At 63.5% G+C, this 15,774-nt stretch carries 12 protein-coding genes; 6 read left to right on the top strand and 6 right to left on the bottom strand.

Translation table 11 applies throughout. The features are described 5' to 3' along the window. The first annotated feature begins 118 nt into the window (after nucleotides 1-118). The 4 genes from LB520_RS12845 to LB520_RS12830 all read left to right on the top strand — a co-directional run bounded on the left by LB520_RS12845 (nucleotide 119) and on the right by LB520_RS12830 (nucleotide 5,677). Nucleotides 119-1,261 carry a DegT/DnrJ/EryC1/StrS family aminotransferase gene (locus LB520_RS12845; RefSeq protein ID WP_224634033.1) on the top strand — a complete coding sequence of 381 codons (1,143 nt, stop codon included), beginning with the start codon at nucleotides 119-121 and terminating at the stop codon, nucleotides 1,259-1,261. 466 nt (nucleotides 1,262-1,727) lie between these two features. Continuing rightward, nucleotides 1,728-2,822, top strand: a complete 1,095-nt coding sequence (locus tag LB520_RS12840; protein WP_224637740.1) for a glycosyltransferase family 4 protein — start codon at nucleotides 1,728-1,730, stop codon at nucleotides 2,820-2,822. A 189-nt stretch (nucleotides 2,823-3,011) separates the two neighbouring features. Further along, a complete protein-coding gene (locus LB520_RS12835; RefSeq protein WP_224637739.1) occupies nucleotides 3,012-5,180 on the top strand; it encodes an amylo-alpha-1,6-glucosidase in 2,169 nt (722 codons plus the stop codon). A 200-nt stretch (nucleotides 5,181-5,380) separates the two neighbouring features. Beyond that, on the top strand, nucleotides 5,381-5,677 hold the full coding sequence (locus tag LB520_RS12830) for a DUF982 domain-containing protein (protein ID WP_224637738.1): 297 nt from the start codon (nucleotides 5,381-5,383) through the stop codon (nucleotides 5,675-5,677). 118 nt (nucleotides 5,678-5,795) lie between these two features. Here LB520_RS12830 and cysQ read toward each other — a convergent pair whose 3' ends face one another. The 3 genes from cysQ to cysD are packed head-to-tail and all read right to left on the bottom strand — an operon-like array spanning nucleotide 5,796 to nucleotide 9,428. Then, nucleotides 5,796-6,575 (bottom strand): 3'(2'),5'-bisphosphate nucleotidase CysQ, encoded by a 780-nt coding sequence (gene cysQ / locus LB520_RS12825; RefSeq protein ID WP_224637806.1) that lies wholly within the window; start codon nucleotides 6,573-6,575, stop codon nucleotides 5,796-5,798. Nucleotides 6,576-6,582: 7 nt separating this feature from the next. Beyond that, on the bottom strand, nucleotides 6,583-8,520 hold the full coding sequence (gene cysN, locus LB520_RS12820; protein WP_224637737.1) for a sulfate adenylyltransferase subunit CysN: 1,938 nt from the start codon (nucleotides 8,518-8,520) through the stop codon (nucleotides 6,583-6,585). Between the two features lie 2 nt (nucleotides 8,521-8,522). Then, nucleotides 8,523-9,428 (bottom strand): sulfate adenylyltransferase subunit CysD, encoded by a 906-nt coding sequence (gene cysD, locus LB520_RS12815; RefSeq protein WP_224707448.1) that lies wholly within the window; start codon nucleotides 9,426-9,428, stop codon nucleotides 8,523-8,525. Between the two features lie 446 nt (nucleotides 9,429-9,874). Between cysD and LB520_RS12810 the strand changes: the two genes are divergently transcribed. Next, nucleotides 9,875-11,167: an O-antigen ligase family protein gene (locus tag LB520_RS12810; RefSeq protein ID WP_224637736.1), complete on the top strand. Its 1,293-nt coding sequence runs from the start codon at nucleotides 9,875-9,877 to the stop codon at nucleotides 11,165-11,167. Continuing rightward, a complete protein-coding gene (locus LB520_RS12805) occupies nucleotides 11,164-12,108 on the top strand; it encodes an NAD-dependent epimerase/dehydratase family protein (RefSeq protein ID WP_224637735.1) in 945 nt (314 codons plus the stop codon). Before LB520_RS12810 ends, LB520_RS12805 begins: the two co-directional genes overlap by 4 nt. 13 nt (nucleotides 12,109-12,121) lie before the next feature. On the opposite strand, the gene LB520_RS12800 is transcribed toward LB520_RS12805, so the two are convergent. The 3 genes from LB520_RS12800 to LB520_RS12790 all read right to left on the bottom strand — a co-directional run bounded on the left by LB520_RS12800 (nucleotide 12,122) and on the right by LB520_RS12790 (nucleotide 15,699). Continuing rightward, nucleotides 12,122-12,658, bottom strand: coding sequence for a sugar transferase (locus tag LB520_RS12800; protein ID WP_224637734.1), 537 nt, complete (start codon nucleotides 12,656-12,658; stop codon nucleotides 12,122-12,124). A 3-nt stretch (nucleotides 12,659-12,661) separates the two neighbouring features. Continuing rightward, nucleotides 12,662-13,573 carry a glycosyltransferase family 2 protein gene (locus LB520_RS12795; RefSeq protein ID WP_318012090.1) on the bottom strand — a complete coding sequence of 304 codons (912 nt, stop codon included), beginning with the start codon at nucleotides 13,571-13,573 and terminating at the stop codon, nucleotides 12,662-12,664. A gap of 92 nt (nucleotides 13,574-13,665) precedes the next feature. Further along, on the bottom strand, nucleotides 13,666-15,699 hold the full coding sequence (locus tag LB520_RS12790) for a UDP-N-acetylglucosamine 4,6-dehydratase (RefSeq protein ID WP_224637733.1): 2,034 nt from the start codon (nucleotides 15,697-15,699) through the stop codon (nucleotides 13,666-13,668). Nucleotides 15,700-15,774: the final 75 nt, after the last annotated feature.

Raw genomic sequence — 15,774 nt, 5'->3', positions numbered from 1 at the left:
GGCAAAATCGGCAACAGGCTGCGACACCTGAGCAATTTGCGCCGGCCGCCACCGGCTTTCTCAGCCGGTTCAAGTCTGTTACCAGCGGGCCGGTCTTACAGGCAGTTTCGAGGGCGACATGCAGTTCATCGATCTTGGCGCGCAGCGCGAACGTATCCGCGACCGGCTGAAGGCCGCGATCGACCACGTCGTCGAAGACGGCCGTTATATCCTCGGGCCGCAGGTCACGGAATTCGAGAACAAGCTTGCCGCCTATATCGGCGTCAAGCATGTGGTCGCCTGCGCCAACGGCACCGACGCGCTGCTCCTGCCGCTGTTTGCCGCCGGCATCGGCCCGGGCGATGCCGTGTTCGTGCCGAGCTTCACCTTCGCAGCCACCGCCGAGGTGGTGGCGCTCGCCAAGGCCGAGCCGGTCTTCGTCGACGTCGACCGCGACACCTATAACATCGACATCGCCAGCCTCGAGGCGGCGATCGAGATGATCAAGAAGGAAGGTAGGCTGAAGCCGAAGGCGATCATCCCGGTCGACCTGTTCGGGCTCTCCGCGAACTACGAGGCGATCATGGCGATCGCCAAGCGCGAGAACCTGTTGGTGATCGAGGACGCTGCGCAGTCGATGGGCGGTTCCGCCGACGGCACCATGTGCGGCGCCTTCGGCCATGTCGGCTCGACCAGCTTTTATCCGGCGAAGCCGCTTGGCTGCTACGGCGATGGCGGCGCGATGTTCACCAATGATGCTGCGCTGGCCGACAAGCTGCGTTCCTTCGCCTTCCACGGCAAGGGCGAGACGCAATATGACAATGTCCGCGTCGGCATCAATTCGCGCCTCGACACGCTGCAGGCGGCGATCCTGATTGAAAAGCTCGCCATCCTCGAGGACGAGATGGTGGCCAGGCAGGTGGTCGCGGACCGCTATGCCAAGGGCCTTGGCGACATCGTCAAGGCCTCACGCAATCTCGGCCACGGCCGCTCGGCCTGGGCGCAGTACGCCATCGAGACCCCGAAGCGCGACGGGCTCAAGGCGCATCTCGGCGAAAACGGCATCCCGTCGGTGATCTATTACGTGAAGCCGCTGCACGAGCAGGTCGCCTACAAGCACTATCCGCGGACACCGACCGGCCTTGCCGTCTCGGAACAACTGCCGAAGCAGATCCTCTGCCTGCCGATGCACGCCTATTTGAGCGAGGCCGATCAGGACCGGATTATCGAGACGATCAGGAATTACATCGGCTCGAACTCGGCGCATGTAGCGGCGGCCTGATCTCCCTCAGTGTCGCTCAAGGCGACAGAGGGTCGCCATCGCATAGGACTAACAGCCGCGGTTTCTTCACGCTCAGATGGGGTACCGGTGCATATCTCGGGATGCGAATGTGGCGCTATCAGAATCGGGGATGCTCGCGGATCAAGCGGGCGGATGTTCCTCATTGATTAGCAAGGCCAAGCCTGAATGCGGCCGCACTGCATCAGCCGCAGTGTACATGCTCTGCGGTCTTTCTTTGTCAGCCTGACCGTGCGCCTCGATCGCCGCCATGTTCGCCAACGGGCTTGCCCGTCCGGCAGTTTACATTCCGCCCTTTCCCTTTTGCATACGATGCCACGGCGAAGTGATTGATGCCGGGAACAAATTAGCAGTCCGAAAGTTCGCGAGAACGGCGAACCGGGAGAAGGAGTAACCGCTGCCGTCCCGGTTCGTTGAAGGCCGACTTTCGTTCCAGGATGCCCTGCACATGAAGATTGCCCAGATCGCACCCCTGACTGAGTCCGTGCCACCCAAGTTCTATGGCGGGACCGAGCGCATCGTTTCCTATTTAACGGAAGAGTTGGTTCGAAGGGGCCATGACGTGACTTTGTTCGCCAGCGGCGATTCACGTACTTCGGCCAAACTGGTGGCATGTTGCGACGTTGCGCTACGCCTGAATCAGAAAGCACAGAATCCCATTCCTTACCACGTCATGATGCTTGAAGAGGTTCGCAGACGGGCGAATGAATTCGACGTGCTGCATTTCCACGTCGACGTTCTCCATTTCCCGATAATTCGAGAGTTCGCGCAGCGAACCGTTACCACGCTTCATGGCCGGCTCGACCTTCCGGACCTGGCGCAGCTTTACGCGATGTTCAACGACATTCCACTGGTCTCGATCTCGGATGACCAGCGCCGGCCCATGCCGCCGGTCAACTGGCTTGGAACGGTCTATCACGGCCTGCCGAACGATATCCTCCCATTCCGGCCGAAAGCCTCTGGATACCTCGCGTTCCTCGGTCGCATCTCACCCGAAAAAGGCCCGGAAGCCGCGATAGAAATCGCCGCGCGCGTCGGGATGCCGCTCAAGATCGCGGCCAAAATCGACGCAGTGGACCAATCATTCTGGAGCGGTAAGGTCGAACCCCAGGTGGTTCGACATTCGAATGTCGAGTTCATTGGCGAGATTGATGAGCGTGCGAAGGCGGAATTTTTGGGCAATGCGACGGCGCTGCTGTTCCCGATCGATTGGCCGGAGCCGTTCGGCCTCGTGACCATCGAGGCGATGGCCTGCGGCACCCCGGTGGTTGCCTTCAACCGCGGAGCCGTTCCGGAGGTCATCGATCATGGCGTGTCCGGACTGATAGTGGAAAGCATTGACGAAGCCGTCGAAGCTGTGCGGCGGATAGGCAGTCTCGATCGCGCACGTGTGCGGAAAACTTTTGAAAGGCGATTCACGGTCGGGCGCATGTGCACCGACTATTTGGGGATCTACCGCCTGCTGGCGCGCGACGAGCAATTTCCACTCGGCTCGCGAAACGGGTTCGCCGAAAACGCGGCTGAAATAGCCAGCACTTTTTAACAGCACCGCTTGAGACGAGTTGGCGGTTAGAATCGCCCGCCGCATTCGATCGGACTCGAACAGCGGAAGCTTTGCCGAATATCCGCCAAGATTTCAATGACGCTCTCGGGATCATAGGCATCGCAGCATGGTCGGGCGCAGGCATATGGGATGAGCGCCTGCATCGGCCGTCTGAACAGGAGGGATGAGATGAGCATCGAAGTCGAAGAACGCAAGCTTAATCCAGCGGTCGCTCTCCCCGCACTCGATGAATCGGCCCCGCGCGAGCCGCATAGGCAATTTGCGCTGAAGCATGAGGACTGCTTCGTCGTCGCGGACAGCTATGGCGACATACGCGGCAGCGGCGACGGGCTTTTCCGCGATGATACGCGAGTGCTGTCGCGTTTCCGGCTGTTCATAGGCGGCCGCATGCCGTCGCTGCTCGGAGCGTCGCTGTCGCAGGACAACATCCTATTCACCGCCAATCTCACAAATTTGGCTACCATCGGGCCCGACGGCAGTGAAACGCTGCCTGGGGTCGTGCACATCGAGCGGACCAGATTCATCTGGCACGACCGCATGTACGAGCGAGTCACTTTCACGAATTACTCCGCGCGTGAGGTGTTGCTGCCGGTCCGGTTCGACTTCGATGCCGATTTCCGTGACATGTTCGAGGTGCGCGGCACTACGCGCAGCCGGCGCGGTCGCGCACATGACGCCTTGGTCGGCGAGTCAGGCGTGACATTTTGCTACGAGGGCCTCGATAATGTGGCGCGCCAATCCGTCATCGCGTTTTCGATGAGGCCCGACCAGATCCATCCCCATCATGCAGAGTTTCTCATTCTGGTGGGGAGGCACGACAAAAAGGCGCTGTATTTGGAAGTCGGTCAGAACGAAGAAATCCCGTCCAGTGATCGGTTCCGCGCCGCCGCGGCGCGAGCGCGATTTGCAATGCGCTCAAAGCGTCGACAGGGCGCCACTGTTTTCAGCTCCGGCCGCGTGTTCAATGACTGGCTCACGCGCACACGTGCCGACATCGCCCTGCTGACCACCGATCTGGAGACCGGGCCATATCCGTACGCCGGTATTCCCTGGTTTTCGACTGCCTTCGGCCGCGACGGCGTCATTTCCGCCTTGCAAATGCTGTGGCTCAACCCCGGGCTTGCCCGCGGCGTGCTGGCGTTCCTTGGCCGCTATCAATCGACGGAGACCTCTGTGTTCGACGATGCCGAGCCCGGCAAGATCATGCATGAAACGCGCAAAGGGGAAATGGCTATACTGCGCGAGCTGCCGTTCGGCCGCTATTATGGCGGCGTCGACACCACTCCGCTCTATGTCTACCTGGCTTGGTCCTACGCCGATCGCACGGGCGATGACGAGTTCGTCGATCGCATGTGGGATTCGCTGTGCGCAGCAATCGCGTGGATGGAGGAAGTCGGTGCCCGCAACAGCGACGGTTTCGTGACCTATAATAGGGCGGCGGACACGGGTCTCTTCAACCAGGGCTGGAAGGACAGCGCCGACGCTATCTTCCATGCCGACGGCAAAATACCTCGCGGTCCGATCGCACTGGTCGAGGTGCAAGGCTACGTCTTCGCAGCCTATCAAGGCATGGCCGCCTTGGCAGCCAAACGCGGAGACGCCGCAAAGGCGGCGCACTGGAGCGCCATGGCAGAAAAAATACGCAGCGCAGTGGAGGCCCGGTTCTGGATGCCGGACCGCAATTTCTACGCTTTGGCAATCGATGGAGAAGGCAGGCAATGCGCGGTGCGCGCCTCCAACGCGGGTCACCTGCTCTATGTAGGGCTGCCCTCGGCAGAACGGGCGAAATCAATTGCCGAGCAGTTGCTGTCGGGGCATCTGCACAGCGGTTGGGGCGTTCGCACCTTGGCCGACGATGAGATCCCGTTCAATCCGATGTCTTATCATAACGGCTCGATCTGGCCGCATGACACGGCGATCTGTGCCGCCGGGCTAGCCCGCTACCAGGAGCGCATCAGCGTCGTGAAGCTTATGAGCAGCATGTTCGAGGCGGCGGTCCGGTTCAATATGCGGCTTCCGGAGCTATTCTGCGGCTTTACGCGGGCGATCGGGGATGCGCCGATCGCCTATCCCGTCGCCTGTCTGCCGCAGGCATGGTCGGCCGGTTCCGCGTTCATGATGCTGCAGGCCTGCCTGGGGATCCGCATCGATGGTTGGAAGCGCGAGATCAATGTCGAACGCCCACGGTTGCCGATAGGCATCGACAACATCGTCATCCGGCACTTAACCGTGGGCGAGGCGAAGGTCGACCTCAATTTCCAGCGCGTCGGCGACCGGGTCGTCTGCTATCTCGGCGAGCGGCACGAGGGCCTAGTGCCGCTGGTCGTTCGCTCTTAGCAACCGGGACAGCAGGGCCTGCTATCGATGCTCACTGTAGCATCCAGGTGCTGCTGGTGATGTCTCGCAGCCTCCTCTTGAACTGAAAAGAGCTGCTTCCAATCTTTTCTCTTGTCCCCAGCCGGGCGTGCAGGTGTTCGAATGTTAGCGGTGCATCTGCGGAAATGACCAACGGGGTCAGTTGTTGAAGGGAGGTCACTATGGAAAGTGATGCTTTCAAGCAGTCAGTTTTCGTAGGGGAGAATGGCTACATCCAAAAGATCGACTGCGTGATGGATGCCATTGAGTTTTTGGAAGAATGGCCTGTGGAGAGACGCGGCCTGCTTCACGCGGCGGCCTGCGAGGCGTGCTACTCGGCCTATGACGGTCGGAAACCAGTCGAGGCCGCGCACAAGGCCTTTACGACTTGGGCCCGCAAGGTTGGCGTTATCGAGGAGGTGCCCACAGCACCGCCGTGGATGACTGGGCCAAAGATCAGCAACGCAGACCTCTTGTGAGGGGCTCGAAAGGGCTCCTCGTCAGGCGCAGCTTGCGACGAAACGCGCCGGAGCGAAACGCAAACGTCGGCGCGGATCCCCTTCTGACCTGCCGGCCATCCCCCCTCAAGCGGCGAGGTTACGCGCCCTTCCCCGTCGCGATGAAATGCGGGTTGGCGAAATCGCTGTCGCTGGCCTGGTTGCGCTTGCCGTAGACGAGCGGCTGGCCGTCCAGCGTGCGCGTCATGCCACCGGCGGCGCGCAGCACTGCGTCGCCGGCGGCCGTGTCCCATTCCATGGTGCGGCCGAAGCGCGGATAGACATCGGCTTCCGCCGCGGCGAGCAGGCAGAATTTCAATGACGAGCCGATCGAGACGATTTCCGCGGCGCCGAGATCGCGGATGAATTCCTCGGTTTCCGGCGTGTTGTGCGAGCGGCTGGCGACGACCGCGAGCGGCGTGCCCCCTGCCCGCACCGTGATCGGCCGGCGGCCGGCGATGCGATAGTCGGCATCGACCTCCAGCGCCTCGGCCTTGCCGGGTCGCCCGGAGAAAAAGCGTCCCGTGCACGGCGCGAAAACGACGCCGACTTCCGGCACGCCATGGCGGATCAGCGCGATGTTGACGGTGAAATCGGTGCGGCGGTTGACGAATTCCTTGGTGCCGTCGAGCGGATCGATCAGGAAGAAGGCGCCGTCGAGATCGGGCGTTGCAATTCCCGCTGCGACCTCCTCCTCGGCCACGCAGGGGATGTCCGGATAGGCGGCGCGCAGGCCGGCCAGGATGATCTTCTCGCTTTCGCGGTCGGCTTCCGTTACCGGCGAAGAATCGGCCTTGCTGTCGACGGCGCAGCCTTCGTGGAAGACGCGCATCACCTCGCGCCCCGCTTCCAGCGCCAGGCGCTCGAACACGCCGAGCATCGCCTCGTCAGATGCCGCCGCCATTGTCATACTGCTCCTCGGCAATGTCGCGCTCGGTCAGCCAGCGTTCCAAGGCTTCCGCCATCTCCTGCGGGCTCCTGCCCAGAGTCTGCAGGTGAATTTCCGGGTTCTCCGGCGTCTCATAGGGAGAATCGACGCCGGTGAAATTCTTGATCTCGCCGCTCAAGGCGCGCGCGTAGAGGCCTTTCGGATCGCGGCGGGCGCATTCCTCGAACGGGGTGTCGACGAACACCTCGACGAACTCGCCCTCGGCCATCAGCTCGCGCGCCATGCGCCGTTCGGCGCTGAAGGGCGAGATGAAGGAGACGATGACGATCAAGCCGGCATCGGCCATCAGCTTGGCCACCTCGGCGACGCGGCGGATGTTTTCCACACGATCGGCGTCGGTGAAGCCGAGATCGCGGTTGAGGCCGTGGCGGACATTGTCGCCGTCGAGGATATAGGTGTGGCGGCCGGACGCGAACAGCTTCTTCTCGAACAAATTGGCGATGGTCGACTTGCCTGAGCCGGAGAGCCCGGTGAACCAGAACACTGCCGGACGCTGGTTCTTCAGGTCGGAACGGCCGCGCTTGCCGACATCGAGCGACTGCCAGTGGATGTTTTCGGCACGGCGCAGCGAATGCAGGATCATACCGGCGCCGACGGTGGCGTTGGTGATGCGGTCGATCAGGATGAAGGCGCCGGTGGTGCGGTTTTCGGCGAAGGGATCGAAAGCGATCGGCGCGCGCGTCGACAGGTTGCAGACGCCGACCTCGTTGATGTCGAGCGACTTCGCCGCCTCATGCGCGAAATCGTTGACGTTGACCCGGTATTTCAGGTCGGTGACAGTCGCGCTCACCTGGTCGGTTTCGGTGCGCAGGATGTAGGAGCGGCCGGGCAGCAGCGCCTGCTCGTCGAACCAGACGATGTTGGCGGCGAACTGGTCGGCGACCTGCGGACGCGCGGCCGGCGACACCAGCAAGTTGCCGCGCGATACCTCCACTTCGTCCTCGAGGACGAGCGTGATCGCCTGGCCAGCGACCGCCTGCTCGAGGTCGCCGCCTTGCGCGACGATGCGCTTGACCCGGGACGCCTTGCCGGATTTCGCGACGACGACCTCGTCTCCTTCAGAGACGGTGCCCGAGGCGATGGTGCCGGCAAAGCCGCGGAAATCGAGGTTCGGACGGTTCACATACTGGACGGGGAAGCGAAACGGCAGCTCGACGGCGGCCTCGTCGACAGAAACGGTTTCCAGATGCTCGATCAGCGACGGCCCGGAATACCAGGGCGTGCGCTCCGAGCGGCTGGTGACGTTGTCGCCAAAGCGCGCCGACATAGGGATCGGCGCGACGCTCATGAAGCCCAGTTCCTTGGCGAATTCGCCGTAGTCGGCGACGATCCGGTCGAACACCGTCTTGTCGAAGCCGACGAGGTCGATCTTGTTGACCGCAAGCACGATATGCCGGATGCCGAGCAGCGAGGCGATGATGGAGTGACGCCGGGTCTGACGAAGCACGCCCTGGCGCGCGTCGATCAGCACGATCGCGAGATCGGCGGTAGAGGCGCCCGTCGCCATGTTGCGCGTGTACTGCTCGTGGCCGGGCGTGTCGGCGACGATGAACTTGCGCTTCGGCGTGGCGAAGAAGCGATAGGCGACATCGATGGTGATGCCTTGCTCGCGCTCAGCCTCCAGCCCGTCGACCAGCAGCGCGAAGTCGATGTCGTCGCCGGTGGTGCCGTGCTTGCGCGAATCCTTTTCGAGCGCGGCGAGCTGGTCCTCGAATATCTGCTTGGTGTCGGAGAGCAGCCGGCCGATCAGCGTCGACTTGCCGTCGTCGACCGAGCCGCAGGTGAGGAAGCGCAGCAGCGACTTCTTCTCCTGCGCGGCCATGTAGTCGCGGATCGAATCGGTCGGGGCGAGGCTCTTGGCCATCATGTGGCGCATTATCAGAAATACCCTTCGCGCTTCTTCTTTTCCATGGAGCCGGCCTCGTCGCGGTCGATAAGGCGGCCCTGGCGCTCGGAGGTGCGTGCGGTCAGCATCTCGCCGACGATGGCTTCCAGCGTGTCGGCATCCGACTCGATCGCGCCGGTCAGCGGATAGCAGCCCAGCGTGCGGAAGCGCACCAGGCGGTTCTCGACCGCCTCGCCGGGATGCAGTTGCATGCGGTCGTCATCCTTCATGATGAGCATGCCGTCGCGCTCGACCACCGGCCGCTCTTTGGCGAAATAGAGCGGCACGATCGGGATGTTCTCCTGCAGGATGTACTGCCAGATATCGAGCTCAGTCCAGTTGGACAGCGGAAAGACGCGGATCGATTCGCCCGGCGCGATACGGGTGTTGAAGATCTTCCACATTTCCGGCCGCTGGTTCTTCGGGTCCCACGCATGTTGGGCGTTGCGGAAGGAAAAGATGCGCTCCTTGGCGCGCGACTTCTCCTCGTCGCGGCGGGCGCCGCCGAAGGCGGCGTCGAAACCGTATTTGTCGAGCGCCTGGCGCAGCGCCACCGTCTTCATGACATGGGTGTGGGTGTTGGAACCATGGTCGAAGGGATTGATGCCGTCGCGCACGCCGTCCTCGTTGACGTGGACCAAAAGGTCGAAGCCTAGCTTCTGCGCCATCTGATCGCGAAAGGCGATCATCTCGCGGAATTTCCAGGTGGTGTCGACATGCAGGAACGGGAAAGGCGGCTTGGCCGGATAAAAGGCCTTCATCGCCAGATGCATCAGCACCGAGGAATCCTTGCCGACCGAATAGAGCATCACCGGCTTGGAGAAAGACGCCGCGACCTCGCGGAAGATGTGGATGGATTCGGCCTCGAGCCGCTGCAGATGCGTGAGCGCGATATTCATGGAGCGTCGAGCGTTCTCTCGTGCCGTGGAGCGGAAATCTTGCATCGCAGGGGCAATCCGATGCCGCCCAGGCGCAGATTTCACTTCGGACAAACTGTTTCGTGCGGGCGTTCTAACAGATCGGCGCCGCCGATAACAATGCAAGACCCACACGGCGCGCGGTGATTGGAGAACGAATTTTCCAAGCAAGGCCGGCAAAGCGGAAAATCCTGCCGGAGTCATTGAAAACGCCGAGCGGGGAAAAGCCGTGGTGTCCAGACAGCTCCCCGATCCTGACCGGACCAGGGGATTTCTGTCGCGACATTGTCGACCGCACTATCGCGGATCGGCGCCAGCCGCTATATGGGCTCGGGGAACGGGCAAGGCGCGGCAAACGGAGACCAGCGAGGCGGCCTTTGGCTGGCTCCATGGATCCGGGCGCAACCTGGAAATTGCGAAGCAAGCATTTGAACCCGTCTACAACGCTCCGGCGCCATCTCACGCCCGCACAGATCAACATCTATTTCTCGATCGTCTGCTTTTTTTCGCCGCCGGTGCTTGGATCGCTGGTCAGCATCGCCTTCAATGCCGGTGGCGTGTGGTCGGCGACGCTGGTGGCCGCGAAGCGGCGACGCTTCAATATCGACCGGCCGATGCTCGCCGTCACGGCGGCGATCTATGCCTATTGCGCGGCGATGGTTCTCGCTTCGATCGTCAACGGCACGCTGGCTGCTGATTTGCGGTTCTTCCTGCCGTTGATCACCTTCCTGCTTTTCCCCCTCTCCTATTCGACGTGGAGCATCACCGAGAAGACCGCGCTGGCACGCATCGCCATTCTGGCCAGCACCGCGGCCTGCTTCGGCGCGCTGGCGATGGCCGTGTTCCAGTCCCACCGGCTCGGTGTGAGGGCGGAGGGCGGCGCCGGCAATCCGATCGTCTTCGCTACCGTCACGTGCCTTGCCGCCATGACATGCCTTGCCGGCGCGCTGTCAGGCATCGAGAAACGATGGAAGCTGCTGGTCCTGGCAGCGATAGCCGGAGCCCTGGCGATCGTCTATTCGGGATCGCGCATGATCTGGATGGCCGTGCCGATTGCCGGCATCGTCGTGCTCCTCATCAACCGCCGCCGGTTTACCGGCGCCAGCGTGGCGCGCTTCGTGGCGATCGGCGTCGTGGTCGCCCTTGTGATTGCCGCCATCGGCTCTCGCGTCATCCTGGACCGGGCCGATTTCCTGGTCAGCGACTGGGATGCGCTGAATGCCAATGGCGACCATTCGACCGCGCTCGGCTTGCGCGTGGCGATGTGGGAAATCGGTTTTGCCGCGTTTCGCGAGATGCCGATTTTCGGCCACGGCATCTCGGCGAGCCGGGCGCTGATGAAGCACGGCTTGCAGAACCAGTTCGGCCTACAGCAGGGTTTCAGCCATTTCCACAACGGCTTCCTGACGGCGCTGGTCGAGGCCGGCCTGCTGGGGGCATTGGCCCTGGCGTCGATCTTCGTCGTTGCCGCACGGAATGCGGCACGGACGCTGCGCCGCAGCGCCGATCCGGTGGAGAGGTTCGGCGCGACGATGATTCTTGTCGCCGTCATCACCTATTTCACCGGCGGAATGGCCGGAATCCTGGTCGGCCACGATATCCTCGACGCGACGCTAATGGTGTTCCTGATCTCGGGAACCTACCTCGCTTCCGGACGGACGATAGAACCGACCGGAAAAAGCGCGCCCACCATGGCGCCGGGCGCCAGCCCGCAACCATGAAGGTCCTGGTCACCGGCGCGACGGGCTTCATTGGACGCCGGATCGTCAGCCGGTTGGGCGAGGCCGGATTCGACATACGGATTGCATCGCGCCTGCCGCAGCGGCTGGCAGGCGAGGACGATGCCGTCGCGCTGCCCGGTACCGATGCACCGCAGGAGGCCTTTCTGGCCCTGATGTGTGACGTGACGCATGTCGTTCACTGCGCGGCGCTCAATAATGACCGCAGTGCCGGCGCGGCCGACTTGCGAGCCGTCAACGCGACGCTGACCGGACGGCTGGCCCAAGCAGCGGCCACGCGTATCGACGGGCGCTTCGTCTATCTCTCCTCGATTCGCGCCGTGGTGGGCGCAGGGTTCAGCGGCACGATCGACGAGGCCACGCCCCCTGCCCCGCAATGCGCCTACGGGCGCTCCAAGCGCGAAGGCGAGATCGCAATGCTGGAGGCTTTTGCAACGGCCGGACGCGCCGGCGCGACCGCGCTGCGTTTGCCGCCGGTCTATGGCGAAGGCATGAAGGGAAATCTGCGCGGGCTGATGCGGTTGGCCGCCACCGGCCTGCCGCTGCCGACAGCCGCTCTGACGGCGGTTCGCTCGCTCGTCTCGCATGACGCCGTGGCCGGCGCCGTGACGCATCTTTTGAGCCGTCCCACGGCGCCGCTCCCAACTTATGTGCTGGGCGATGCTTCTCCGGCTGTGATGTCCGAAATCGTCACCGCGTTCCGGCGCGGATATGGCCGGCCGGCCCGGCTTCTTCCCGTGCCGGCCTGGCCGTTCCGGATGCTGGCCACGCTCAGCGGCAGACGGGCCGCGTGGCAAGCTCTGGTGGCGACGCAGGTCTGCGATTCGTTGTTGCTTGCGTCGGAAGGCTGGGAACGGGAGGCCGACACACTCGGCCGGCTTGAAGAACTGGCACGACAGAGGAGCCGTTCGCCGCTTCCGTGAGCGGTGAACCGCTCTATGTGCGGAAGAACGTGCCCAGCAATATCTTGAGGTCCAGGCCGGTCGAGGCGGCCTTGACGTAGGCCGCATCGGTTTCAGTGCAAAGTCTTGGATCGGACATGTCGATGCCCTTGACCTGCGCCAGCCCTGTGATGCCCGGAAGTGCGGTGAGCACGCCCAGTTCCTTGCGCCGTTCGATCAGCTCCGCCTGCGTCGGCAGGCATGGACGAGGACCCACAAGGCTCATCTCGCCCTTCAGCACGTTCCAGAGCTGCGGCAGTTCGTCGATCTTGGTTGCGCGCAGAACCTTGCCGACCGCGGTGACCGAACCGGACGGCGCCTCGTGGGTGGGCAGGGAAGGGGTTTCCCGATACATGGTGCGCAGCTTGTGACAGGCGAAGAGGGCTCCTCCCCGGCCGACGCGGATCTGCGAGAAGACGGCGGGGCCGGCCGACGTCGCCCGGATCGCCAGCATCGCGACAAGCAGGACGGGCGACGCCAGCGCCAGCATCGGAACGGCGACCGCCAGGTCGAGCGCGCGCTTTGCCGTCATGGCTCAGATCCGGCGCCAGAGGAAAGCGACATAGAGCCCGACCGTGCCCATGAATGTCTGCCGGTAGACACCGCTTTTGCCGAGCAGGCCGAAGCGCCTGAAGACATTGCCCTTGCGCGCCCTGATGAACAGGCGAAGGCAAAGCGCTGCGTCGCGCGCGATGAGGTCGCGGTTGACGGCTAGGCCGCGCAGATTGGTGTCCGTCCAGGCGGCGAACTGGCCCTTGAACAGACGGCCCAGCCTTGATAACCTCGCTTGCCATGAAACGTTGGCGCCGACGAGGTTTGCCGCGTGCTGGCGGTATCTGACCAGCGGCCGCGGCTCGTAGCGGACCTTGCCGCCGGCGGCGGTGACGATGAGATAGGCCCACCAGTCGTGGCTGACGAATTCGGTTCTGGCCGACGCTTTCGCCAGAAGGTCGCGCGCCTTGCGGTTGAAGAGCATGGTGTTGCCGCCGGCGATGCTTTGCACCAGCGCGTTGCGGAAGGACGGCGGGCGGCGAAAGAGCGGCGAGTAGCCGGCCGGAGCGCCGGCCTCGGAGATAGTCGCCGTGCGCGAGCAGAACAGGAGCGGCGTTTCCATGTCCTCTCCCTCCATCCAGCGGATGGCGGCCTCCAGCCGATCCGGCTCCCAGACATCGTCCTGGTCGCAAAACGCGTAGCAGTCGGCATCGATGCGCGGATCGAGTATCATGGAGCGGAAATTGGCGGCGAAGCCCCTTCGCGGGCCCTGCAAAAGTGTCAGCGACCCCTTGGTCCAGCGGGATCGCCACGCCTCGACGATCGCGGCCGTGGCGTCCGACGAGCCGTCGTCGGAGACCCAGAGATCGACGAGCGGCCAGGATTGCGTCGCCAAGGATTCCAATTGTTCGCCGATATAGGCCGCGCCATCCTTCGTGCCCATGAGAACGGCCACGCGCTGATCTTTTCTGGTCACGGCTTTGGAATCACTTGCCCGCGAGGTGCTTGAAAGGTTTCAATAGCTAATTGCGGGCCCGCGGCAAAGTTTTAACCGACCTGCCCGGCCGTTTTCGGCTCCGCCTCTTCGCGCACGCCGCCCATGTCTTCTTGCGCCCGATAGAGCCCGGCCAGGATGGCAAGTGCCGCGGTCTTGTCGCGAGCTTGCATCGCGGCCGCCAGCGCCGGCAGGGCCGCCTCGATCCTCGGCCATTCGACGACACCGGTCCTGAGGCCGAAGATCTTGGCGGTGTCGAGCTTGACCACCTCCTCGTTCTCGGCGTGCAGCGTCTCGTGCAGCTTCTCGCCAGGCCTGATGCCGGTGAAGCGGATCGGAATATCGGTATAGGGGCTTTTGCCGGCCATGCGGATCATGGTTTCGGCGACTTCGAGGATCGGCACCGGCTTGCCCATGTCGAGCATGTAGATGGCGTAGTCGTCCTTGCCCCGGCGCTGCTCGGCATCGGCGGCCGACATAATGACGAGATCGACGGCCTCAGCCATGGTCATGAAATAGCGGGTCATGCGCCGGTCGGTGATGGTGACCGGCCCGCCGGCCTCGATCTGCGCCTGGAAGACGGTCGCCACCGAGCCGTTGGAGCCGAAGACGTTGCCGAAGCGCACGGCGATGAATTTCGTGCCCGAATGACGCAGATCGGCGGGGCCGGCATGGCCATTCGCCACGCCAGCACGCGGCGGCGGCGAGGCCGCCTGGGCCTCATGCAGCGAGGATACGATCTGTTCGGCCGCACGCTTGGTGACGCCCAGCACCGAGGTCGGGTCGACGGCCTTGTCGCTGGAAATCAACAGGAACTGCGGCACGCCGCATTCGGCGGCGATCTCGGCGCAGGCGAGCGTGCCGAAGACATTGGTCTCGATCGCCGCTTCCCAGTTCTCCTCGAGCAGCGGCACATGCTTCAGCGCCGCGGCATGAAAGATGATCGCGGGTTTGAACTCGCTGACAAGGCGCGTCATGTGGGGCCGGTCGGCGACGTCGACGATGCGGCTGGTCAGCCGGTCGCGGTCGGCGTCGTCGGTCTGCTGATCGAGCTGGAAAATGCCGAATTCGGAATTGTCGGCCACCAGCACCGCCTCGGCGCCCAGCTCCAGCGCGCGCTTGACGAGCGCGCGGCCGATGGAGCCGGCGCCGCCGGTGACCATCACGCGCTTGCCGCCGACGAAGGCGCCGATGCGCGTGATATCGGTGGCGACCGCCGAACGGCGCATGATGGTTTCCATCTCGACGGCATCGAGAACCAGCTTGCCGCCCTGGCCCAGTTCCGACAGGCCGGCAAACTGGACGACGGCGATGCCGCTGTGGCGGGCGACGCGCACCAACTCGGCATAGTCTTCGATCTCGCGCTCGACCCCCTGGCCGAAGATCAGAAGGTCGAGGCTTTGCGTGCCTTTGACATAGTCTTCCAGCACCTCGACCAGGCGCGGTCGCAGCGCCACGACCGGAACGCCCTGGATCCGCGTGCCGAGCGTCGCGGCGCTCTCGGTGGCCATGATGCCGGCGATGGCGTATTCGGCGGGCTGAGCCGTGCGGGTGAAGCGCACGATCAGATCCGCTTCGCCCAGCCGGCCGATGAACAGCGCCTGCTTGGTCGAGGCATCGCCGGCGGCGCGGCGCAGGATGCGCCAGCTCGCGCCGTCGCGCAGGAAGCGATAATAGAGCCTGGGCGCCGAAATGATGGTGAAGGAGACCAGGAAGAAGACGATGAACTGGCGCTCGTTGAGGCCGGCGACCGGCTGGAAGAAGAAGCGGAAAGCAAGCGAGGCCAGATAGAGCACCACCGTCAGGCTGCCGCAGCCCTTGAGGATGTTGAAGAAGTCGGGCGTGGAGGCAAAGCGCCAGACGGTGTTGTAGAGGCCGCTGGATCGGAACAGCAGATGGGCGATGAGCACGATGAGCGCCCAGCAGGCCAGCCCGCCGACGGAGAACGCGTCGAAGGAAAGCCGCGACTGCGACAGGATGAGACTAAGCGCCACCGCGACCAGGACCATGACGAGATCCTGGACCATGATGATGGCGCGCCGCATCCTCGGTCGGAGTTCCGATACGGCTTCTACGTATGCGGTCATTGGGCAGTACTGACTCCAGGCGCGGGGATACTATCAGAACGGCCGCGGACAAAACATCGCCCACCGCCACTTCAG

Origin of the sequence: Mesorhizobium sp. CA12, assembly GCF_020165255.1 — a bacterium.
Classification (GTDB): Bacteria; Pseudomonadota; Alphaproteobacteria; order Rhizobiales; family Rhizobiaceae; genus Mesorhizobium.
This window is presented reverse-complemented; position numbering and strand designations above follow the sequence as displayed.